Origin of the sequence: Klebsiella indica (assembly GCF_005860775.1) — a bacterium.
Lineage (GTDB): Bacteria > Pseudomonadota > Gammaproteobacteria > Enterobacterales > Enterobacteriaceae > Klebsiella > Klebsiella indica.
This window is the reverse complement of record NZ_VCHQ01000023.1, coordinates 1-19,304: the sequence shown is the minus strand read 5'-3', so window position 1 is coordinate 19,304 and position 19,304 is coordinate 1. Positions and strand designations below refer to the sequence as shown.

30 protein-coding genes and 1 rRNA gene are annotated in these 19,304 nt (G+C 50.1%); 25 read left to right on the top strand and 6 right to left on the bottom strand.

Annotated features, from left to right (window positions below; translation table 11 throughout):
* Positions 1-3 precede the first annotated feature (3 nt).
* From rplE to FE839_RS15875, 18 genes are all read left to right on the top strand, one after another.
* Entirely contained in the window at positions 4-543 is a 540-nt protein-coding gene (gene rplE / locus FE839_RS15960) for a 50S ribosomal protein L5 (protein WP_001096202.1), read from the top strand.
* Between the two features lie 14 nt (positions 544-557).
* On the top strand, positions 558-863 hold the full coding sequence (gene rpsN, locus FE839_RS15955) for a 30S ribosomal protein S14 (RefSeq protein ID WP_138361780.1): 306 nt from the start codon (positions 558-560) through the stop codon (positions 861-863).
* A gap of 33 nt (positions 864-896) precedes the next feature.
* Positions 897-1,289 carry a 30S ribosomal protein S8 gene (gene rpsH / locus FE839_RS15950; protein ID WP_012908428.1) on the top strand — a complete coding sequence of 131 codons (393 nt, stop codon included), beginning with the start codon at positions 897-899 and terminating at the stop codon, positions 1,287-1,289.
* 12 nt (positions 1,290-1,301) lie between these two features.
* On the top strand, positions 1,302-1,835 hold the full coding sequence (gene rplF / locus FE839_RS15945; protein WP_138361779.1) for a 50S ribosomal protein L6: 534 nt from the start codon (positions 1,302-1,304) through the stop codon (positions 1,833-1,835).
* Between the two features lie 9 nt (positions 1,836-1,844).
* Positions 1,845-2,198, top strand: a complete 354-nt coding sequence (gene rplR, locus FE839_RS15940; RefSeq protein ID WP_000358960.1) for a 50S ribosomal protein L18 — start codon at positions 1,845-1,847, stop codon at positions 2,196-2,198.
* 14 nt (positions 2,199-2,212) lie between these two features.
* The gene (gene rpsE, locus FE839_RS15935; RefSeq protein ID WP_004106339.1) at positions 2,213-2,716 is read left to right on the top strand and encodes a 30S ribosomal protein S5; all 504 of its coding nucleotides are present in this window, start codon (positions 2,213-2,215) and stop codon (positions 2,714-2,716) included.
* 3 nt (positions 2,717-2,719) lie between these two features.
* Positions 2,720-2,899 (top strand): 50S ribosomal protein L30, encoded by a 180-nt coding sequence (gene rpmD, locus FE839_RS15930; protein WP_003863301.1) that lies wholly within the window; start codon positions 2,720-2,722, stop codon positions 2,897-2,899.
* A 3-nt stretch (positions 2,900-2,902) separates the two neighbouring features.
* Positions 2,903-3,337: a 50S ribosomal protein L15 gene (gene rplO, locus FE839_RS15925; protein ID WP_004106336.1), complete on the top strand. Its 435-nt coding sequence runs from the start codon at positions 2,903-2,905 to the stop codon at positions 3,335-3,337.
* Between the two features lie 7 nt (positions 3,338-3,344).
* Positions 3,345-4,676 (top strand): preprotein translocase subunit SecY, encoded by a 1,332-nt coding sequence (gene secY / locus FE839_RS15920; protein ID WP_138361778.1) that lies wholly within the window; start codon positions 3,345-3,347, stop codon positions 4,674-4,676.
* Positions 4,677-4,707: 31 nt separating this feature from the next.
* Positions 4,708-4,824 (top strand): 50S ribosomal protein L36, encoded by a 117-nt coding sequence (gene rpmJ / locus FE839_RS15915; protein WP_000868187.1) that lies wholly within the window; start codon positions 4,708-4,710, stop codon positions 4,822-4,824.
* 146 nt (positions 4,825-4,970) lie between these two features.
* Positions 4,971-5,327: a 30S ribosomal protein S13 gene (gene rpsM, locus FE839_RS15910; RefSeq protein ID WP_138361777.1), complete on the top strand. Its 357-nt coding sequence runs from the start codon at positions 4,971-4,973 to the stop codon at positions 5,325-5,327.
* A gap of 16 nt (positions 5,328-5,343) precedes the next feature.
* Positions 5,344-5,733, top strand: a complete 390-nt coding sequence (gene rpsK / locus FE839_RS15905; protein ID WP_004138423.1) for a 30S ribosomal protein S11 — start codon at positions 5,344-5,346, stop codon at positions 5,731-5,733.
* Positions 5,734-5,766: 33 nt separating this feature from the next.
* Entirely contained in the window at positions 5,767-6,387 is a 621-nt protein-coding gene (rpsD, locus tag FE839_RS15900) for a 30S ribosomal protein S4 (RefSeq protein ID WP_004868345.1), read from the top strand.
* Positions 6,388-6,412: 25 nt separating this feature from the next.
* A complete protein-coding gene (locus FE839_RS15895) occupies positions 6,413-7,402 on the top strand; it encodes a DNA-directed RNA polymerase subunit alpha (protein ID WP_002438685.1) in 990 nt (329 codons plus the stop codon).
* A gap of 40 nt (positions 7,403-7,442) precedes the next feature.
* Positions 7,443-7,829, top strand: a complete 387-nt coding sequence (gene rplQ, locus FE839_RS15890; protein ID WP_001216372.1) for a 50S ribosomal protein L17 — start codon at positions 7,443-7,445, stop codon at positions 7,827-7,829.
* Positions 7,830-7,936: 107 nt separating this feature from the next.
* Positions 7,937-8,305: a DnaJ family domain-containing protein gene (locus FE839_RS15885; RefSeq protein ID WP_138361776.1), complete on the top strand. Its 369-nt coding sequence runs from the start codon at positions 7,937-7,939 to the stop codon at positions 8,303-8,305.
* A gap of 2 nt (positions 8,306-8,307) precedes the next feature.
* Positions 8,308-8,733, top strand: a complete 426-nt coding sequence (gene zntR, locus FE839_RS15880; RefSeq protein WP_138361787.1) for a Zn(2+)-responsive transcriptional regulator — start codon at positions 8,308-8,310, stop codon at positions 8,731-8,733.
* Between the two features lie 42 nt (positions 8,734-8,775).
* Complete coding sequence (locus FE839_RS15875; RefSeq protein ID WP_138361775.1) at positions 8,776-8,994, top strand: alternative ribosome-rescue factor A; 219 nt, start codon at positions 8,776-8,778, stop codon at positions 8,992-8,994.
* Here the strand turns inward: FE839_RS15875 and mscL are convergent.
* From mscL to def, 5 genes are all read right to left on the bottom strand, one after another.
* On the bottom strand, positions 8,991-9,404 hold the full coding sequence (gene mscL / locus FE839_RS15870; protein WP_138361774.1) for a large-conductance mechanosensitive channel protein MscL: 414 nt from the start codon (positions 9,402-9,404) through the stop codon (positions 8,991-8,993). The genes FE839_RS15875 and mscL overlap by 4 nt on opposite strands.
* 139 nt (positions 9,405-9,543) lie before the next feature.
* Complete coding sequence (gene trkA, locus FE839_RS15865) at positions 9,544-10,920, bottom strand: Trk system potassium transporter TrkA (RefSeq protein ID WP_138361773.1); 1,377 nt, start codon at positions 10,918-10,920, stop codon at positions 9,544-9,546.
* Between the two features lie 21 nt (positions 10,921-10,941).
* Complete coding sequence (gene rsmB, locus FE839_RS15860; protein WP_138361772.1) at positions 10,942-12,228, bottom strand: 16S rRNA (cytosine(967)-C(5))-methyltransferase RsmB; 1,287 nt, start codon at positions 12,226-12,228, stop codon at positions 10,942-10,944.
* Between the two features lie 52 nt (positions 12,229-12,280).
* Positions 12,281-13,228: a methionyl-tRNA formyltransferase gene (gene fmt / locus FE839_RS15855; RefSeq protein WP_138361771.1), complete on the bottom strand. Its 948-nt coding sequence runs from the start codon at positions 13,226-13,228 to the stop codon at positions 12,281-12,283.
* Between the two features lie 14 nt (positions 13,229-13,242).
* Positions 13,243-13,752 (bottom strand): peptide deformylase, encoded by a 510-nt coding sequence (gene def, locus FE839_RS15850; RefSeq protein ID WP_138361770.1) that lies wholly within the window; start codon positions 13,750-13,752, stop codon positions 13,243-13,245.
* Positions 13,753-13,881: 129 nt separating this feature from the next.
* On the opposite strand from def, the gene dprA reads away from it, so the two are divergent.
* From dprA to FE839_RS15820, 6 genes are read left to right on the top strand one after another with little or no spacing between them, the layout of a single operon-like run.
* Positions 13,882-15,006 carry a DNA-protecting protein DprA gene (dprA, locus tag FE839_RS15845; RefSeq protein ID WP_138361769.1) on the top strand — a complete coding sequence of 375 codons (1,125 nt, stop codon included), beginning with the start codon at positions 13,882-13,884 and terminating at the stop codon, positions 15,004-15,006.
* Positions 14,978-15,451 carry a DUF494 family protein Smg gene (smg, locus tag FE839_RS15840; RefSeq protein ID WP_138361768.1) on the top strand — a complete coding sequence of 158 codons (474 nt, stop codon included), beginning with the start codon at positions 14,978-14,980 and terminating at the stop codon, positions 15,449-15,451. Before dprA ends, smg begins: the two co-directional genes overlap by 29 nt.
* Before the next feature lie 26 nt (positions 15,452-15,477).
* Complete coding sequence (locus FE839_RS15835) at positions 15,478-16,029, top strand: DNA topoisomerase family protein (protein ID WP_138361767.1); 552 nt, start codon at positions 15,478-15,480, stop codon at positions 16,027-16,029.
* Entirely contained in the window at positions 16,026-16,598 is a 573-nt protein-coding gene (gene tsaC, locus FE839_RS15830; protein ID WP_138361766.1) for an L-threonylcarbamoyladenylate synthase type 1 TsaC, read from the top strand. The genes FE839_RS15835 and tsaC overlap by 4 nt, the downstream gene beginning before the upstream one ends.
* A 3-nt stretch (positions 16,599-16,601) precedes the next feature.
* Positions 16,602-17,420 (top strand): shikimate dehydrogenase, encoded by an 819-nt coding sequence (aroE, locus tag FE839_RS15825; RefSeq protein WP_138361765.1) that lies wholly within the window; start codon positions 16,602-16,604, stop codon positions 17,418-17,420.
* The gene (locus FE839_RS15820; RefSeq protein ID WP_138361764.1) at positions 17,417-17,674 is read left to right on the top strand and encodes a DUF1488 family protein; all 258 of its coding nucleotides are present in this window, start codon (positions 17,417-17,419) and stop codon (positions 17,672-17,674) included. The genes aroE and FE839_RS15820 overlap by 4 nt, the downstream gene beginning before the upstream one ends.
* Here the strand turns inward: FE839_RS15820 and FE839_RS15815 are convergent.
* On the bottom strand, positions 17,650-18,204 hold the full coding sequence (locus tag FE839_RS15815) for a gamma carbonic anhydrase family protein (RefSeq protein WP_138361763.1): 555 nt from the start codon (positions 18,202-18,204) through the stop codon (positions 17,650-17,652). The genes FE839_RS15820 and FE839_RS15815 overlap by 25 nt on opposite strands.
* Before the next feature lie 471 nt (positions 18,205-18,675).
* Here FE839_RS15815 and FE839_RS15810 point away from each other — a divergent pair.
* Positions 18,676-19,304 (top strand): 16S ribosomal RNA (locus tag FE839_RS15810); the annotation flags it as partial.

The window sequence follows — 19,304 nt, the reverse complement described above, 5'->3', positions numbered from 1 at the left end:
ACGATGGCGAAACTGCATGATTACTACAAAGACGAAGTAGTTAAAAAACTCATGACCGAGTTTAACTACAATTCTGTCATGCAAGTCCCTCGGGTCGAGAAGATCACCCTGAACATGGGTGTTGGTGAAGCGATCGCTGACAAGAAACTGCTGGATAACGCAGCAGCCGATCTGACAGCAATCTCCGGTCAAAAACCGCTGATCACCAAAGCACGCAAATCAGTTGCAGGCTTCAAAATCCGTCAGGGCTATCCGATCGGCTGTAAAGTAACTCTGCGTGGCGAACGCATGTGGGAGTTCTTTGAGCGCCTGATCACTATTGCTGTACCGCGTATTCGTGACTTCCGTGGCTTGTCCGCTAAGTCTTTCGATGGTCGTGGTAACTACAGCATGGGTGTCCGTGAGCAGATCATCTTCCCAGAAATCGACTACGATAAAGTCGACCGCGTTCGTGGTTTGGATATTACCATTACCACTACTGCGAAATCTGATGAAGAAGGCCGCGCTCTGCTGGCTGCCTTTGACTTCCCGTTCCGCAAGTAAGGTAGGGTTACTTAATGGCTAAGCAATCAATGAAAGCACGCGAAGTAAAACGCGTGGCTTTAGCTGATAAATTCTTCGCGAAACGCGCTGAACTGAAAGCTATCATCTCTGATGTGAACGCTTCTGACGAAGATCGTTGGAACGCCGTTCTCAAGCTGCAGACTCTGCCGCGTGATTCCAGCCCGTCTCGTCAGCGTAATCGCTGCCGTCAAACAGGTCGTCCGCATGGTTTCCTGCGGAAATTCGGGTTGAGCCGTATTAAGGTCCGTGAAGCCGCTATGCGCGGTGAAATCCCGGGTCTGAAAAAGGCTAGCTGGTAATTGTCACCAATTGAATCACGGGAGTAAAGACAGATGAGCATGCAAGATCCGATCGCGGATATGCTGACCCGTATCCGTAACGGTCAGGCCGCGAACAAAGCTGCGGTCACCATGCCTTCCTCCAAGCTGAAAGTGGCAATTGCCAACGTGCTGAAGGAAGAAGGTTTTATTGAAGATTTTAAAGTTGAAGGCGACACCAAGCCGGAACTGGAAGTGACGCTTAAGTATTTCCAGGGTAAAGCTGTTGTAGAAAGCATTCAGCGTGTCAGCCGCCCAGGTCTGCGCATCTACAAACGTAAAGATGAGCTGCCGAAAGTTATGGCGGGTCTGGGTATCGCGGTTGTTTCTACCTCTAAAGGTGTTATGACCGATCGTGCAGCGCGCCAGGCTGGTCTTGGTGGCGAAATTATCTGCTACGTAGCCTAATCGGAGGAAAAAATGTCTCGTGTTGCTAAAGCACCGGTCGTTGTTCCTGCCGGCGTTGATGTAAAAATCAACGGTCAGGTTATTACGATCAAAGGTAAAAACGGCGAGCTGACTCGTACTCTCAACGATGCTGTTGACGTTAAACATGCAGATAATGCACTGACCTTCGGTCCGCGTGATGGTTACGTAGACGGTTGGGCTCAGGCTGGTACCGCGCGTGCCCTGCTGAACTCAATGGTTATCGGTGTTACCGAAGGCTTCACTAAGAAGCTGCAGCTGGTTGGTGTAGGTTATCGTGCAGCGGTTAAAGGGAATGTAGTAAACCTGTCTTTAGGTTTCTCTCACCCGGTTGACCACCAGCTGCCAGCAGGTGTTACTGCAGAGTGTCCGACTCAGACTGAAATCGTGCTGAAAGGCGCTGATAAGCAGGTGATCGGTCAGGTTGCAGCAGATCTGCGCGCCTACCGTCGTCCTGAGCCTTATAAAGGCAAGGGTGTTCGTTACGCCGACGAAGTCGTGCGTACCAAAGAGGCTAAGAAGAAGTAAGGTAACACTATGGATAAGAAATCTGCTCGTATCCGTCGTGCGACCCGCGCACGCCGCAAGCTCCAGGAGCTGGGCGCAACTCGCCTGGTGGTACATCGTACCCCGCGTCATATTTACGCACAGGTAATTGCACCGAACGGTTCTGAAGTTCTGGTAGCTGCTTCTACTGTAGAAAAAGCTATCGCTGAACAACTGAAGTACACCGGTAACAAAGACGCGGCAGCAGCTGTGGGTAAAGCTGTTGCTGAACGCGCTCTGGAAAAAGGCATCAAAGATGTGTCCTTTGACCGTTCCGGGTTCCAATATCATGGTCGTGTCCAGGCACTGGCAGATGCTGCCCGTGAAGCTGGCCTTCAGTTCTAAGGTAGAGGTGTAAGATGGCTCACATCGAAAAACAAGCTGGCGAACTGCAGGAAAAGCTGATCGCGGTAAACCGCGTATCTAAAACCGTTAAAGGTGGTCGTATTTTCTCCTTCACAGCTCTGACTGTCGTTGGCGATGGTAACGGTCGCGTTGGTTTTGGTTACGGTAAAGCGCGTGAAGTTCCAGCAGCGATCCAGAAAGCGATGGAAAAAGCCCGTCGCAATATGATTAACGTCGCGCTGAACCACGGCACCCTGCAGCACCCGGTTAAAGGTGTTCACACGGGTTCTCGTGTATTCATGCAGCCAGCTTCCGAAGGTACCGGTATTATCGCCGGTGGCGCAATGCGCGCTGTTCTGGAAGTTGCTGGGGTTCATAACGTTCTGGCTAAAGCATATGGTTCCACCAACCCGATCAACGTGGTTCGTGCAACTATTGATGGCCTGGAAAATATGAATTCTCCAGAAATGGTCGCTGCCAAGCGTGGTAAATCCGTTGAAGAAATTCTGGGGAAATAAACCATGGCAAAGACTATTAAAATTACTCAAACCCGCAGTGCAATCGGTCGTCTGCCGAAACACAAGGCAACGCTGCTTGGCCTGGGTCTGCGTCGTATTGGTCACACCGTAGAGCGCGAGGATACTCCTGCTGTTCGTGGTATGGTCAACGCGGTTTACTTCATGGTTAAAGTTGAGGAGTAAGAGATGCGTTTAAATACTCTGTCTCCGGCCGAAGGCTCCAAAAAGGCGGGTAAACGCCTGGGTCGTGGTATCGGTTCTGGCCTCGGTAAAACCGGTGGTCGTGGTCACAAAGGTCAGAATTCACGTTCTGGCGGTGGCGTACGTCGCGGTTTCGAAGGTGGTCAGATGCCTCTGTACCGTCGTCTGCCGAAATTCGGTTTCACTTCTCGTAAAGCGATGATCACTGCAGAAGTTCGTCTGTCTGATCTGGCTCACGTTGAAGGCGATGTAATCGACCTGAACACGCTGAAAGCGGCTAACATTATCGGTATCCAGATCGAGTTCGCGAAAGTGATCCTGTCTGGTGAAGTCTCTCGTCCGGTAACTGTTCGTGGCCTGCGCGTGACGAAAGGTGCTCGTGCTGCTATCGAAGCTGCTGGCGGTAAAATTGAGGAATAAGTAGCAGATGGCTAAGCAACCAGGATTAGATTTTCAAAGTGCCAAAGGTGGGATTGGCGAACTGAAACGCAGACTGCTGTTTGTAATCGGTGCGCTGATTGTGTTCCGTATTGGCTCTTTTATTCCGATCCCTGGTATCGATGCCACTGTCCTTGCCAAACTGCTTGAGCAACAGCGAGGCACCATCATTGAAATGTTTAACATGTTCTCTGGTGGTGCTCTCAGCCGTGCTTCTATCTTTGCTCTGGGTATCATGCCGTATATTTCGGCGTCGATTATTGTCCAGCTGTTAACGGTTGTTTATCAGCCGTTAGCTGAATTGAAGAAAGAAGGGGAGTCTGGTCGTCGTAAGATCAGCCAGTACACCCGCTACGGTACTCTGGTATTGGCGATATTCCAGTCGATCGGTATTGCTACCGGTCTGCCGAATATGCCTGGTATGCAGGGCCTGGTCATTAATCCGGGCTTTGCATTCTATTTCACCGCTGTTGTTAGTCTGGTTACAGGAACCATGTTCCTGATGTGGTTGGGCGAACAGATTACAGAGCGCGGTATCGGTAACGGTATCTCAATCATTATCTTCGCCGGTATTGTTGCGGGACTTCCGCCAGCCATTGGCCATACTATTGAGCAAGCGCGTCAAGGCGACCTGCACTTCCTCCTGTTGCTGTTGGTTGCAGTATTAGTATTTGCAGTGACGTTCTTTGTTGTCTTTGTTGAACGTGGTCAACGTCGCATTGTGGTTAACTACGCGAAACGTCAGCAGGGTCGTCGTGTCTATGCTGCACAGAGCACACATTTGCCGCTGAAAGTGAATATGGCAGGGGTAATCCCGGCAATCTTCGCTTCCAGTATTATCCTGTTCCCGGCAACCATCACATCATGGTTCGGGGGCGGTACTGGTTGGAACTGGCTGACAACAATTTCGCTGTATTTGCAGCCTGGGCAACCGCTTTATGTGTTACTCTATGCGTCTGCAATCATCTTCTTCTGTTTCTTCTACACAGCGTTGGTTTTCAATCCGCGTGAAACAGCAGATAACCTGAAGAAGTCCGGTGCATTTGTACCAGGAATTCGTCCGGGAGAGCAAACGGCGAAGTATATCGATAAAGTAATGACCCGCCTGACTTTGGTTGGCGCGTTGTACATTACTTTTATCTGCCTGATCCCGGAGTTCATGCGTGATGCAATGAAAGTACCGTTCTACTTCGGTGGGACCTCACTGCTTATCGTTGTTGTCGTGATTATGGACTTTATGGCTCAAGTGCAAACTCTGATGATGTCCAGTCAGTATGAGTCTGCATTGAAGAAGGCGAACCTGAAAGGCTACGGCCGTTAATTGGTCGCCCGAGAAGTTACGGAGAGTAAAAATGAAAGTTCGTGCTTCCGTCAAGAAATTATGCCGTAACTGCAAAATCGTTAAGCGTGATGGTGTCATCCGTGTGATTTGCAGTGCCGAGCCAAAGCATAAACAGCGCCAAGGCTGATTTATTCGCATATTTTTCTTGCAAAGTTGGGTTGAGCTGGCTAGATTAGCCAGCCAATCTTTTGTATGTCTGTACGTTTCCATTTGAGTATCCTGAAAACGGGCTTTTCAGCATGGTGCGTACATATTAAATAGTAGGAGTGCATAGTGGCCCGTATAGCAGGCATTAACATTCCTGATCACAAACATACCGTAATCGCTTTAACTGCAATTTTCGGTATCGGCAAGACCCGTTCTAAAGCCATCTGCGCTGACACGGGTATCGCTGAAAATGTTAAGATCAGTGAGCTGTCTGAAGAGCAAATTGATTCTCTGCGTGAAGCAGTAGGTAAATTTGTCGTTGAAGGTGATCTGCGCCGTGAAATCACCCTTAGCATCAAGCGTCTGATGGACCTTGGTTGCTATCGTGGTTTGCGTCATCGTCGTGGTCTTCCGGTTCGCGGTCAGCGTACTAAGACCAACGCACGTACCCGTAAGGGTCCGCGTAAACCGATCAAGAAATAATCGGGGTGATTGAATAATGGCAAAGGCACCAGTTCGTGCACGTAAACGTGTAAGAAAACAAGTCTCTGATGGCGTGGCTCATGTCCATGCTTCTTTTAACAACACCATCGTTACCATTACCGATCGTCAGGGTAACGCGCTGGGTTGGGCAACAGCCGGTGGTTCCGGTTTCCGTGGTTCCCGCAAATCCACTCCGTTCGCAGCTCAGGTTGCAGCAGAGCGTTGCGCTGAAGCCGTAAAAGAATACGGCATCAAGAATCTGGAAGTTATGGTCAAAGGTCCGGGTCCAGGTCGCGAATCTACTATTCGTGCACTGAACGCCGCTGGTTTCCGCATCACTAACATTACTGATGTGACTCCGATCCCTCATAACGGTTGTCGTCCGCCGAAAAAACGTCGCGTATAACGCGTTCGTTTCCAGGTTTGTTGGAGAAAGAAAATGGCAAGATATTTGGGTCCTAAGCTCAAGCTGAGCCGTCGTGAAGGCACCGACTTATTCCTTAAGTCCGGCGTTCGCGCGATCGATACCAAGTGTAAAATTGAACAAGCTCCTGGCCAGCACGGTGCGCGTAAACCGCGTCTGTCTGACTATGGTGTGCAGTTGCGTGAAAAGCAAAAAGTTCGCCGTATGTACGGTGTGCTGGAGCGTCAGTTCCGTAACTATTATAAAGAAGCAGCACGTCTGAAAGGCAACACCGGTGAAAACCTGTTAGCTCTGCTGGAAGGTCGTCTGGACAACGTTGTATACCGTATGGGCTTCGGCGCGACTCGTGCTGAATCACGTCAACTGGTTAGCCACAAAGCTATCATGGTAAACGGTCGTGTTGTTAACATCGCTTCTTATCAGGTTAAAGCGAATGACGTTGTTAGCATTCGTGAGAAGGCGAAAAAGCAATCTCGCGTGAAAGCCGCTCTGGAGCTGGCTGAGCAGCGTGAAAAGCCAACCTGGCTGGAAGTTGATGCTGGCAAGATGGAAGGTACGTTTAAGCGTCAGCCTGAGCGTTCTGATCTGTCTGCGGACATTAACGAACACCTGATCGTCGAGCTTTACTCTAAGTAAAGCTTAGTACCAAAGAGAGGACACAATGCAGGGTTCTGTGACAGAGTTTCTAAAACCGCGCCTGGTCGATATCGAGCAAGTGAGTTCGACGCACGCCAAGGTGACCCTTGAACCTTTAGAGCGTGGCTTCGGCCATACTCTGGGTAACGCACTGCGCCGTATTCTGCTCTCATCGATGCCGGGTTGCGCGGTGACCGAGGTTGAGATTGATGGTGTACTTCATGAGTACAGCACCAAAGAAGGCGTTCAGGAAGATATCCTTGAAATCCTGCTCAACCTGAAAGGGCTGGCGGTGAGAGTTCAGGGTAAAGATGAAGTCATCCTTACTTTGAACAAATCTGGCATTGGCCCTGTGACCGCAGCCGACATTACCCATGACGGGGATGTCGAAATCGTCAAGCCGCAACATGTGATCTGCCACCTGACCGATGAGAACGCGTCTATTAGCATGCGTATCAAGGTTCAGCGCGGTCGCGGTTATGTGCCGGCTTCTGCCCGAATTCATTCGGAAGAAGATGAGCGCCCAATCGGCCGTCTGCTGGTCGACGCATGCTACAGCCCTGTAGAGCGTATTGCCTACAATGTTGAAGCAGCGCGTGTAGAACAGCGTACCGACCTGGACAAGCTGGTCATCGAAATGGAAACCAACGGCACAATCGATCCTGAAGAGGCGATTCGTCGTGCGGCAACCATCCTGGCAGAACAACTGGAAGCTTTCGTTGACTTACGTGATGTACGTCAGCCGGAAGTGAAAGAAGAGAAACCAGAATTCGATCCGATCCTGCTGCGCCCTGTTGACGATCTCGAATTGACTGTCCGCTCTGCTAACTGCCTCAAGGCAGAAGCTATCCACTATATCGGTGATCTGGTACAGCGTACCGAGGTTGAGTTGCTGAAAACGCCGAACCTGGGTAAAAAATCTCTTACTGAGATTAAAGACGTGCTGGCTTCTCGTGGTCTGTCACTGGGCATGCGCCTGGAAAACTGGCCACCGGCAAGCATTGCTGACGAGTAACCGGATCACAGGTTAAGGTTTTACTGAGAAGGATAAGGTCATGCGCCATCGTAAGAGTGGTCGTCAACTGAACCGCAACAGCAGCCATCGCCAGGCTATGTTCCGTAACATGGCTGGTTCGCTGGTTCGTCATGAAATCATCAAGACGACCCTGCCGAAAGCGAAAGAACTGCGTCGCGTAGTTGAGCCGCTGATTACTCTTGCCAAGACTGATAGCGTTGCTAATCGTCGTCTGGCATTCGCCCGTACTCGTGATAATGAGATCGTGGCAAAACTGTTTAACGAGCTGGGCCCGCGTTTCGCGAGCCGCGCCGGTGGTTACACTCGCATTCTGAAGTGTGGCTTCCGCGCAGGCGACAATGCACCGATGGCATACATCGAGCTGGTTGATCGCTCTGAATCGAAAGCAGAAGCTGCTGCAGAGTAATCTACAGTAACGTAAAAAAACCCGCTCCGGCGGGTTTTTTTATATCCACAGAAGCTGTGCTTCACTACAATACCTGTATTATTTTTGTTCATCCTCGGAGCCGTGTCATGTGGTTACTGGATCAGTGGGCAGAGCGCCATATCCTTGATGCTCAGAACAAAGGTGAATTTGATAATCTTGCTGGTTGCGGGGAACCGTTAACCCTGGATGATGATTCGCATGTCCCTCCTGAGCTGCGGGCTGGTTATCGCTTACTTAAAAACGCGGGATGTTTACCTCCTGAACTGGAGCAGAGAAAAGAAGCCGTTGAGCTTGCTGACTTACTTAAAACGGTTCAGGAAAACGATAGCCGATATACGGAATTGAGTCGCCGCTTGTTATTACTTGAGTTAAAGCTTCGCCAGGCTGGGCTGAACACTGATTTCTTGCGCGGTGATTATGCGGATCGATTGCTGGATAAAATTAACGAGAGGTAATGATGTATCGCATCGGTGAACTGGCAAAGCTGGCTGATGTTACGCCTGATACCATCCGTTACTATGAAAAGCAGCAGATGATGGATCATGATGTGCGTACAGAAGGAGGATTTCGCCTTTATTCAGACAATGATCTGCAAAGGCTTCGGTTTATTCGTTATGCCAGGCAGTTGGGCTTTACTCTGGAATCGATCCGCGAGCTACTTTCGATCCGTATTGATCCAGAGCATCATACCTGTCAGGAGTCAAAAGGGATCGTCCAGGCGCGTTTAAATGACGTTGAATCACGTATCGCAGAGTTGGAAACTATGCGTCGTTCACTGCAGCGTCTCAATGATGCCTGCTGTGGAACAGCCCACAGTAGTGTGTACTGTTCAATTCTCGAAGCGCTGGAACAAGGAGCAAACAGCCCACACAGAGAACGTTGATTTATGCCGTGTGGATCATAGTCGTATTAATCTGGAGAGTTTATGAGTCGTTATCAGCATACCAAAGGACAAATACAAAATAATGCCATCGAAGCGCTTCTTCATGACCCGTTATTCAGGCAGCGAGTTGAGAAGAATAAAAAGGGAAAAGGAAGCTATAAGCGTAAGGACAAACATGTGGGGCGTAATGACCGGGAGGCCAGTGGCAAGAGCGTGAATCACTTTTTTACCACTGGCCTTCTGCTTTTATCGTCTGATTAAGAACGATTGTTCTGTTCTTTTAGCAGGTCACGAATTTCGCTCAGTAGCACTTCTTCTTTTGACGGAGCTGGCGGTGTAGCCGGAGCCTCTTCTTTTTTCCGATTCAGTTTGTTCATCAGTTTGATTGCCATAAAAATTGCAAATGCCACAATGACAAAATCAAAGATGTTCTGGATAAATACTCCGTAATGCATCACGACAGCAGGAACATCCCCCTGCGCATCCCGAAGCGTAACGGCAAATTGTTTAAAATCGATCCCTCCAATCAGCAAGCCGAGCGGCGGCATAATAATATCGGCAACCAATGACGAGACGATTTTACCAAATGCGGCACCAATTATGACACCGACCGCCAGATCGACAACATTGCCGCGCATCGCAAATTCGCGAAATTCTTTCAAAAAACTCATTCTATTCTCCTTGAGCCAGCTAACACTAATAAGTTTACCAAATGTATCTCTATTTTCCATTCTCAAGAAATAATTGCCGAAAAATATTATCCATTAAGTAATAAGGGATAAAAGAACGCATCTGGCTGATGTCTGAAAACTATAGAAAGAAAGGACTAGGTTGGAAAAGCCTCTCAACGTCAGAAATGAATTTTTTGTCTGTCAGGAACATAATGACGTGATCACCCTGCTCAATACGCAGGTTGTTATTCGCGATCATGACATCATTGCCGCGTACTACCGCTCCAATAATTGTACCGGGGGGAAGCTTAATCTCATCGATAGAACGACCAACAACCCTTGAAGTACTTTCATCACCGTGTGCTACGGCTTCAATGGCTTCAGCGACGCCGCGGCGTAGCGAAGAAACGCCGACGATATCGGCTTTGCGCACATGGCTGAGCAGTGCGGAAATCGTGGCCTGCTGCGGTGAAATTGCAATGTCGATCACGCTCCCCTGAACCAGATCAACATAGGCCCGGCGTTGGATTAGCACCATGACTTTTTTGGCGCCCATGCGTTTAGCGAGCATTGCCGACATAATATTGGCTTCGTCATCATTGGTGACAGCAATAAACAGATCAACCTGATCAATATGCTCTTCAGCCAGTAGTTCCTGATCTGAGGCATCACCAAAAAAGACAATTGTATTCTGTAATTTTTCAGCAAGTTCCGCAGCACGTTGCTGATTTCGCTCAATAAGTTTGACGCTGTAATCTTTTTCCAACCGATGAGCAAGCCCTGCCCCGATATTTCCGCCACCAACCAGCATGATTCGCTTATAAGGCTTTTCGAGACGCTGAAGTTCGCTCATTACTGCACGGATATGCTGGGATGAAGCAATGAAAAAAACCTCATCTCCGGCTTCGACGATTGTTGAGCCTTGTGGCCTGATAGGCCGATCGTGACGGAATATCGCGGCAACGCGGGTATCAATATGCGGCATGTGTTCGCGCATCGTTGAAAGCGCATTTCCAACCAGAGGACCACCGTAGTAGGCTTTAACGACCGCCAGGCTGACTTTTCCCTCGGCAAAGTTAACCACTTGTAAGGCGCCGGGATATTCGATCAGGCGATAAATGTTATCAATGACCAACTGTTCAGGTGCGATTAGATGGTCAATCGGAACTGCTTCTGAATGAAAAAGCTTATCGGCATCGCGAACATAATCTGGTGAACGGATGCGGGCAATACGGTTGGGTGTATTAAATAATGAATAAGCAACCTGGCAAGCCACCATGTTGGTTTCATCAGAGCTAGTCACGGCAACCAGCATATCCGCATCATCCGCGCCGGCTTCGCGCAGCACCCGGGGATGCGAACCATGCCCCTGAACGACACGCAGGTCGAATTTGTCCTGCAGACTGCGAAGACGGTCGCCATTAGTGTCAACCAGGGTAATGTCATTGTTCTCTCCGACCAGGTTTTCAGCCAGCGTGCCGCCGACCTGCCCGGCGCCCAGAATGATAATTTTCATCAGTCGCGACCCGTTATCTCATCACTTTTTGATTAGCTTAGCGTAAAAGAAGCCATCGCCTTCTTCCGCGCCTGGCAGATTTTGCACGCCCGGTTGAGCGAGGGTTCCGGTGCCGGTCAGGGTGGCGTCCGGGGTGCGCTGTAAAAAGGCCTGAATCTGTTGGCTATTCTCTTCCGGCAGGACGGAACAGGTTGCATAGACCAGTGTTCCTCCTGACTTTAAATGTGGCCATATGGCATCCAGAATTTCCGACTGTAATTTTGCCAGTTCAGCAATATCACGATCGCGGCGTAGCCATTTTATGTCCGGGTGACGACGAATGACGCCGGTGGCTGAGCAAGGAGCATCCAGCAGAATACGGTCAAATTTCTGCTCGCCACACCATTGCGCGGGATACCGACCATCGCCCTGTTTGACGGTTGCCTTCATCCCCAGACGTTTAAGGTTATCGTAAACGCGTGAAAGACGCTGTTCGTCGACATCGACAGCCAACACCTGCGCTTCTGGCGCGGCTTCGAGTATATGCGTTGTTTTCCCCCCCGGTGCGGCACACAAATCCAGGATTTGCTCGCCGTTTTGTGGGGCGAGGAAGCTAACACAGCCTTGCGCGGAAGCATCCTGAACCGTAACCCAACCCTTTTCAAAACCGGGTAAAGCGTGAACCGGCACCGGAGACTCAATACGCAGGGCGTCAGGATAGGCCGGGTGGGGAAAACCATTCATTCCCGCCTCCTGCAATAACGTGAGCCAGCCATCGCGTGAATGATGTGTACGGTTCACACGTAGCCACATTGGAGGACGTTGGTTGTTGGCTTCGACAATCGCTTCCCATTGGGTGGGCCAGGCGTTTTGCAGACGTTTTAGCAGCCAGGATGGATGCAGAAAACGCGCCTCGCTGGTTGCAAACTCAGCCAGCAACTCTTCCTGCTGGCGCTGAAACTGGCGCAAAACGCCATTGATCAGCCCTTTAAGCTGTGGGCGCTTAATAGCAACAGCGCCTTCAACCGTTTCCGCGAGGGCCGCATGTGGTGGAATTCGTGTGTGCAATAGCTGGTAAAACCCTACCATGATCAGGTAATGCACGGTACGTTGCTTACCGGTCATTGGGCGAGACATTAATTGATTAATCAGCCACTCCAGCTGCGAAAGGGTGCGCAACACGCCAAAGCACAGCTCCTGAAGTAGCGCTTTGTCTTTATCGGAGACTTTTTGCTGGAGTGGTGGCAGGACATTACTTAAGGATTGCCCTTGCTCAACGACCTGCTCAACGGCCTGTGCCGCCAGACTGCGTAAATTTTGTTTTTTCATAACCGCAAAAATAAAAATGCCCGGTAACACCGGGCGTAGTAAGACGTGACCGTCAGGCCAGACGGTTGCCAGGAATAAACCATTCCCGACGTGAATTTAAAAGATCCTGCGCGCTCATTGCCTTCTTACCTGCGGGTTGAAGGGAGAGCAGGTTCAGGATGCCGTTGCCGGTCGCAACCTGAATGCCTTGTTTAGTCGCGTCAAGAATGGTGCCCGGTTCCGCTTGCGTTACCCGCTCTATCACTGACGCCTGCCACACTTTTACCGGCTGACCGTCAATTTCCATCCAGCTCATCGGCCAGGGATTAAAGGCACGGATGCAGCGTTCAAGCTGTGCAGCAGAGAGAGACCAGTTCATACGCGCCTCTTCTTTGCTGAGTTTTTCAGCGTGAGTGGCCAGGGCGTTGTCCTGTACTTCTGGCTTCGTGGTACCGTTTTCTAACTGTTTCAGCGTTTCAATCAGCCCCTGCGGGCCAAGATCCGCCAGCTTGTCATACAGTGTGCCGCTGGTGTCTTCTGCGGTGATTGGACAGGCAAGTTTATAGAGCATATCGCCAGTATCCAGACCCACATCCATTTGCATGATGGTGACGCCCGTTTCGGCATCACCAGCCCAAAGTGAACGTTGGATCGGCGCTGCGCCACGCCAGCGCGGGAGCAGGGAACCGTGAACGTTGATGCAGCCGAGTCGGGGCATATCCAACACCGCTTTTGGCAGAATCAGGCCATACGCCACCACGACCATTACGTCAGCGTGTAAGTCTGCGACTAAATGCTGATTTTCTTGTGGACGCAGGGAGGCAGGCTGAAAAACCGCTAGTCCTTTCTCTTCCGCCAGCACTTTCACCGGGCTGGGCATCAGCTTTTTACCGCGTCCTGCCGGGCGGTCGGGTTGGGTAAACACGCCAACGACGTTGTGTCCAGAAGACAACAGCGCGTCAAGATGACGCGCTGCAAAGTCAGGTGTACCCGCAAAAATAATACGTAGTGAGTCTGACACGTGGGTTTCTGTCCTTAAGCTCGGGCTTTCAGTCGATCGAGTTTCTCAACTTTCTGACGAATACGCTGTTGCTTCAGCGGCGACAGATAATCGATAAACAGCTTACCGACCAGATGATCCATTTCGTGCTGAATACAGATAGCCAACAGACCGTCGGCCTCCAGCTCAAAAGATTTACCGTCGCGGTCGAGTGCGCGAATTTTTACTTTCTCTGCTCGCGGCACTAAAGCTCTCTGTTCCGGAATAGACAGGCAGCCTTCTTCAATCCCCGTTTCACCGCTTTTTTCCAGCAGTTCCGGGTTGATTAATACCAGACGTTCATCGCGGTTTTCCGAAACATCAATTACGATGATACGTTGATGAATATCGACCTGCGTCGCCGCCAGACCAATACCTTCTTCTGCGTACATCGTCTCGAACATATCATCGACGATGCGCTGAATTTCTGCATTTACTTTTTCTACCGGCTTTGCGACTTTGCGAAGACGCTCGTCCGGAATATGTAACACTTGCAAAACTGACATAGTTATCCAGAGTTGTGTTCAGGAGTTAGAAAGACTATGACTTCTATTCTAGACAAAACCCCCTCCAATTGACAGTCTCGCTGACCAATCGCAAAGATTGTCAGAGCCGCTTGTGGCAGGGGAATAGGGATGACGCCAAAGGAAATTTGGTTACGTTTGATGAGGGTGAGCAGCCTGTATGGCGAGGCTGCCATCATGGTTGCCCGCCAGTTGCGTTCAAGTTCAACATTAGATTATGAGAATCTGCGTGCCTGTGGTCTAAATTCTGTGCAGTCTCAGCATTTTCTCGGTGTTAGCCAGAGTGAGGTTGATGCAACGTTGCAATGGCTGGAACGACCAAATTGTCATCTACTCACTGCTGATGAGCCTCTTTATCCCCCCCAGTTGCGAGCCATTGTCGATTTTCCCGGTGCGGTTTTTGTATGTGGAGATCCTGCATTACTGAGTTGCCGACAGTTGGCGATCGTTGGAAGCAGGGCACATTCGTGGTATGGCGCTCGTTGGGGAAAGTTATTTAGCAAGGTTTTAGTTCGATATGGCGTCATTATCACTAGCGGATTGGCGTTAGGAATTGATGGTATTGCTCATCGTGGCGCGCTGGAAGGGAAAGGCAAAACGATTGCTGTTTTGGGGAATGGTCTAAGCAAGATCTATCCTCGCCGTCATCAGGCATTAGCAGATCAGATTATTCATACTGGCGGCACCATACTTTCTGAATTTCCGCTGTTTACTCCTCCATTACCCTGTAATTTCCCACGTCGTAACCGGATTATTAGTGGGTTAAGCGCTGGCGTACTGGTTGTCGAAGCAGCACTGAAAAGTGGCTCATTAGTGACAGTTCGTTGTGCTCTCGATCAGGGAAGAGACGTTTTTGCCATACCGGGACCGATTGGGAGCCCGGGCTCGGAAGGTCCCCACTGGCTCATCAAGCAGGGCGCAATTCCCGTGACGACACCGGAAGACATCGTTGAATATTGGCAGGATGAATGGTCATGTGTTCTCAATAAAGCGGATAGCGTAAATAATTGCGACGATCCGCCATTTGTGGCATTGCCATTTCCAGAGCTCCTGGCTAACGTAGGAGATGAGGTAACACCTGTTGACGTTGTCGCTGAACGTGCCGGCCAATCTGTGCCAGTAACCGTAGCCCAGCTACTTGAACTGGAGTTAGCAGGCTGGATCGCAGCTGTACCCGGCGGCTATGTCCGATTAAGGAGGGCAAGCCATGTTCGACGTACTGATGTATTTGTTTGAGACTTATATCCATAACGAAGCTGAAATGCACGTGGACCAGGATAAGCTGACTCGGGATCTTACCGATGCTGGTTTTGAACGAGAGGATATTTATAACGCGCTGATGTGGCTCGAAAAACTGGCTGATTACCAGGAAGGGCTTGTTGCGCCGATGCTATTGGCTTCTGACCCACTCTCGTTGCGGGTGTATACCGATGAGGAGTGCCAGCGTCTGGATGCGAGTTGCCGGGGTTTTTTACTCTTCCTTGAACAAATTCAGGTGCTGAATCTCGAAACGCGGGAAATGGTGATAGAGCGGGTGCTGGCGCTGGATACAGCAGAGTTTGATCTTGAGGATCTGAAGTGGGTCATCCTGATGGTGTTGTTCAATATTCCAGGCTGCGAAAATGCCTATCAGCAAATGGAAGAATTACTCTTTGAAGTAAATGAAGGTATGCTGCATTAATATTTTGCCGCGACATTAGAGTTGTTATGACCAAATCAGCACTGTTTTCGGTGCGTAAAAACGAGCCTTGCCCCCAGTGTGGTAGGGAACTGGTGATACGCTCCGGGAAACATGGCCCTTTTCTCGGCTGTTCACATTATCCAGATTGTGATTATGTCCGTCCTCTGAAAAATCAGGCGGACGGACATGTTGTAAAAGTCCTGGAGGGACAGTCTTGTCCGTTATGCGGAGCTGTACTGGTATTGCGCCATGGGCGCTTCGGTATGTTTATTAGTTGTAACCGCTATCCAGAGTGTGGGCATACTGAACTCATTGACAAACCGGATGAGACCGCAATAGTCTGCCCGGCGTGTCGTCAAGGGCATCTGGTCCAGCGGCGCTCGCGCTTCGGTAAAAATTTCTATTCCTGCGATCGTTATCCTGATTGCCAGTTTGTTATTAACTTCAAACCGGTAGTGGGCGAATGCCCTGAATGTCATTACCCGTTACTTATCGAAAAGAAAACGGCGCAGGGCGTTAAGCGTTTTTGTGCCAGTAAACAATGTGGAAAGCCGGTACCGGCGGAACAAAATCAGTGAATAATTACCAGCCTTCAGAAATCATCGCACATGCTTTGACGGTTCTTAATAATGAGCACGTCATTGCGTATCCTACGGAAGCCGTTTTTGGTATTGGTTGCGACCCCGATAGCGAAAATGCCGTCATGCGCCTGCTGGCGCTTAAACAGCGGCCTGTTGATAAAGGCCTCATTCTTATTGCAGCCGACTTTGCGCAACTGAAACCGTATGTTGATGATACCCGTCTTAGCGATGAGCGGCGTGCTGCTATCTTTTCCTGCTGGCCGGGGCCGATAACGTTCGTTTTCCCTGCCCGGCCTTCAACCCCACATTGGTTGACTGGACGCTTTGATTCGCTGGCGGTGAGGGTAACGGCTCATCCACTGGTGGTGGAATTATGTAAGGCTTATGGTAAACCACTGGTTTCTACCAGCGCGAATTTATCCGGCGAGCCGCCGTGCCGTACTACAGATGATGTTTATAAACAGTTTGGTGCTGCTTTTCCTGTCATTGAGGGGGCAACCGGTGGGCGTCAAAACCCTTCCGAAATTCGAGATGCCTTGACGGGCGAACTCTTCCGCCAGGGATAACCTATGAAAACCTATGCAGTATTTGGGCATCCGATTGCTCACAGCAAATCACCTGCTATTCATCAATTGTTTGCACAGCAACTGCGGATTACGCATCCTTATGGGCGCATCCTGGCGCCTCTCGACGGCTTTGTAGAGACTCTTGACGCTTTCTTTCATCAAGGGGGAAAGGGCGCGAATATTACAGTTCCTTTTAAAGAGGAAGCTTTTGCACGGGCTGATGAGCTTACCGAACGTGCGGCGCTGGCGGGAGCGGTAAATACCTTGAAACGGCTGAAAGATGGTCGTTTGCTGGGGGATAATACCGATGGCGTCGGGTTGCTGAGCGATTTGGAGCGGCTTAATTTTATCAGGCCTGGGTTTCGGGTTTTGCTCATTGGTGCAGGCGGTGCTTCACGGGGGGTATTGCTTCCTCTTTTGTCGATGGATTGCGCTGTCACTATTGTGAATCGTACTTTTTCTCGTGCACATGAGCTCGCAACGCTGTTTGCTCATACCGGAAGCGTCCGCGCTTTGGCTACAGATGCATTAAATGGGCAGGCGTTCGATCTCATTATTAATGCCACATCCAGCGGTATTGACGGAGATGTTCCTGCGATCCCCGTTACATTGATTAATGCCGATGTCTATTGTTATGACATGTTCTACCAGAAAGGCGATACACCATTTGTCGGATGGTGTCAGCAGCATGGTGCTAAAAAGTGCGCCGATGGGTTGGGAATGTTGGTGGCGCAAGCTGCGCACTCGGTACTCTTGTGGCATGGCGTCCTGCCAGAAATTGATCCGGTTATTCAGGCTTTGCATAAGGAATTGAATGCGTGAATCAGGCTATTCAATTCCCCGACAGGGAAATGTGGGATGAAGAGCGCCAGTGTATCGCTTTTCCGGCGTTAGTTAACGGCATACAGTTAACTTGTGCCTTAACATTGACGACACTTCAGGAGCGTTTTGGTGGTGAAGCGCCAGAACAATGGTTGGCCGCCTTTCGTGAGCATCGCTGGGATCTGGAAGACGAAGCTCACGAGCTAATTTGCGACCAGCAAGAAGATGCTCAAGGATGGGTCTGGTTTTCCTGAGAAAGATAATCATCTTTCCATTTTACATAGTTATTTGCTGAATATATTAATCCGGCAACCTCCGCCTCCGTCAGGGGGCGTATTTGTTTTACTGGGTTGCCAAAGTAAAGATAGCCACTTTCAAGACGTTTGTTCTGCGGTACCAGGCTGCCAGCACCAATTATGACATCATCTTCCACAACTACACCGTCCAGCACAATTGACCCCATGCCGACCAGTACACGATTACCGATGGTACAGCCGTGCAACATCACTTTATGACCCACCGTAACATCTTCACCAACAACAAGTGGATTGCCCTGAGGATTATACGAAGACTGGTGGGTGACATGTAAAACGCTTCCATCCTGGATGTTGGTTCGAGCGCCAATTTCCACATAATTCACATCGCCGCGAATCGCGACCAGCGGCCAAATACTGACATCATCAGCAATTCTGACATCGCCGATGACGACGCTACTGGCGTCGATCATCACGTTTTGACCTGTTTTCGGGAATAATTCTTTGTAACGACGTAAATTGACGGACATGTTTACCTCAACAAACAACTAAGGGGGACGCAGAGACTTTGGTTGCTTTTGAGGCTGTCTGCAAGTCTTTATAGTGGTAAAAGTTGAGCGATTTGGCGAACAACACGGCGAAAAGGGTGAAAAAACAGCATCTGGGAAAAAAGATCGAAAAAAGGCTTGTGCAAAAGAATGGGATCCCTATAATGCGCTCCCACTGACACGGCAGACGTGAATCACATCACAAACAATCCGGTCGGTTGCAGAGAAAAATCCTTAAATAACGGGTTGACTCTGTAAGAGGAAAGCGTATTATACGCCACCTCGCGACAGGCGCTGAAGCGCGTCGCAACTGCTCTTTAACAATTTATCAGACAATCTGTGTGGGCACTCAAAGTGACATGGATTCTTAATGTCTTCGGACAATAAATGAATACCAAGTCTCTGAGTGAACACGTAATTCATTACGAAGTTTAATTCACGAGCATCAAACTTAAATTGAAGAGTTTGATCATGGCTCAGATTGAACGCTGGCGGCAGGCCTAACACATGCAAGTCGAACGGTAACACAGAGAGCTTGCTCTCGGGTGACGAGTGGCGGACGGGTGAGTAATGTCTGGGAAACTGCCCGATGGAGGGGGATAACTACTGGAAACGGTAGCTAATACCGCATAATGTCGCAAGACCAAAGAGGGGGACCTTAGGGCCTCTTGCCATCGGATGTGCCCAGATGGGATTAGCTTGTTGGTGAGGTAACGGCTCACCAAGGCGACGATCCCTAGCTGGTCTGAGAGGATGACCAGCCACACTGGAACTGAGACACGGTCCAGACTCCTACGGGAGGCAGCAGTGGGGAATATTGCACAATGGGCGCAAGCCTGATGCAGCCATGCCGCGTGTATGAAGAAGGCCTTCGGGTTGTAAAGTACTTTCAGCGGGGAGGAAGGCGGTGAGGTTAATAACCTTACTGATTGACGTTACCCGCAGAAGAAGCACCGGCTAACTCCGTGCCAGCAGCCGCGGTAATACGGAGGGTGCAAGCGTTAATCGGAATTACTGGGCGTAAAGCGCACGCAGGCGGTCTGACAAGTCGGATGTGAAATCCCCGGGCTCAACCCGGGAAC

Excerpts from the sequence above, each read along its gene's own strand:
- rplE (WP_001096202.1), top strand. The coding sequence starts at position 4 with ATGGCGAAACTGCATGATTACTACAAAGACGAAGTAGTTAAAAAACTC.
- rpsN (WP_138361780.1), top strand. The coding sequence starts at position 558 with ATGGCTAAGCAATCAATGAAAGCACGCGAAGTAAAACGCGTGGCTTTA.
- rpsH (WP_012908428.1), top strand. The coding sequence starts at position 897 with ATGAGCATGCAAGATCCGATCGCGGATATGCTGACCCGTATCCGTAAC.
- rplF (WP_138361779.1), top strand. The coding sequence starts at position 1,302 with ATGTCTCGTGTTGCTAAAGCACCGGTCGTTGTTCCTGCCGGCGTTGAT.
- rplR (WP_000358960.1), top strand. The coding sequence starts at position 1,845 with ATGGATAAGAAATCTGCTCGTATCCGTCGTGCGACCCGCGCACGCCGC.
- rpsE (WP_004106339.1), top strand. The coding sequence starts at position 2,213 with ATGGCTCACATCGAAAAACAAGCTGGCGAACTGCAGGAAAAGCTGATC.
- rpmD (WP_003863301.1), top strand. The coding sequence starts at position 2,720 with ATGGCAAAGACTATTAAAATTACTCAAACCCGCAGTGCAATCGGTCGT.
- rplO (WP_004106336.1), top strand. The coding sequence starts at position 2,903 with ATGCGTTTAAATACTCTGTCTCCGGCCGAAGGCTCCAAAAAGGCGGGT.
- secY (WP_138361778.1), top strand. The coding sequence starts at position 3,345 with ATGGCTAAGCAACCAGGATTAGATTTTCAAAGTGCCAAAGGTGGGATT.
- rpmJ (WP_000868187.1), top strand. The coding sequence starts at position 4,708 with ATGAAAGTTCGTGCTTCCGTCAAGAAATTATGCCGTAACTGCAAAATC.
- rpsK (WP_004138423.1), top strand. The coding sequence starts at position 5,344 with ATGGCAAAGGCACCAGTTCGTGCACGTAAACGTGTAAGAAAACAAGTC.
- rpsD (WP_004868345.1), top strand. The coding sequence starts at position 5,767 with ATGGCAAGATATTTGGGTCCTAAGCTCAAGCTGAGCCGTCGTGAAGGC.
- FE839_RS15895 (WP_002438685.1), top strand. The coding sequence starts at position 6,413 with ATGCAGGGTTCTGTGACAGAGTTTCTAAAACCGCGCCTGGTCGATATC.
- rplQ (WP_001216372.1), top strand. The coding sequence starts at position 7,443 with ATGCGCCATCGTAAGAGTGGTCGTCAACTGAACCGCAACAGCAGCCAT.
- FE839_RS15885 (WP_138361776.1), top strand. The coding sequence starts at position 7,937 with ATGTGGTTACTGGATCAGTGGGCAGAGCGCCATATCCTTGATGCTCAG.
- zntR (WP_138361787.1), top strand. The coding sequence starts at position 8,308 with ATGTATCGCATCGGTGAACTGGCAAAGCTGGCTGATGTTACGCCTGAT.
- FE839_RS15875 (WP_138361775.1), top strand. The coding sequence starts at position 8,776 with ATGAGTCGTTATCAGCATACCAAAGGACAAATACAAAATAATGCCATC.
- mscL (WP_138361774.1), bottom strand. The coding sequence starts at position 9,404 with ATGAGTTTTTTGAAAGAATTTCGCGAATTTGCGATGCGCGGCAATGTT.
- trkA (WP_138361773.1), bottom strand. The coding sequence starts at position 10,920 with ATGAAAATTATCATTCTGGGCGCCGGGCAGGTCGGCGGCACGCTGGCT.
- rsmB (WP_138361772.1), bottom strand. The coding sequence starts at position 12,228 with ATGAAAAAACAAAATTTACGCAGTCTGGCGGCACAGGCCGTTGAGCAG.
- def (WP_138361770.1), bottom strand. The coding sequence starts at position 13,752 with ATGTCAGTTTTGCAAGTGTTACATATTCCGGACGAGCGTCTTCGCAAA.
- dprA (WP_138361769.1), top strand. The coding sequence starts at position 13,882 with ATGACGCCAAAGGAAATTTGGTTACGTTTGATGAGGGTGAGCAGCCTG.
- smg (WP_138361768.1), top strand. The coding sequence starts at position 14,978 with ATGTTCGACGTACTGATGTATTTGTTTGAGACTTATATCCATAACGAA.
- FE839_RS15835 (WP_138361767.1), top strand. The coding sequence starts at position 15,478 with ATGACCAAATCAGCACTGTTTTCGGTGCGTAAAAACGAGCCTTGCCCC.
- aroE (WP_138361765.1), top strand. The coding sequence starts at position 16,602 with ATGAAAACCTATGCAGTATTTGGGCATCCGATTGCTCACAGCAAATCA.
- FE839_RS15815 (WP_138361763.1), bottom strand. The coding sequence starts at position 18,204 with ATGTCCGTCAATTTACGTCGTTACAAAGAATTATTCCCGAAAACAGGT.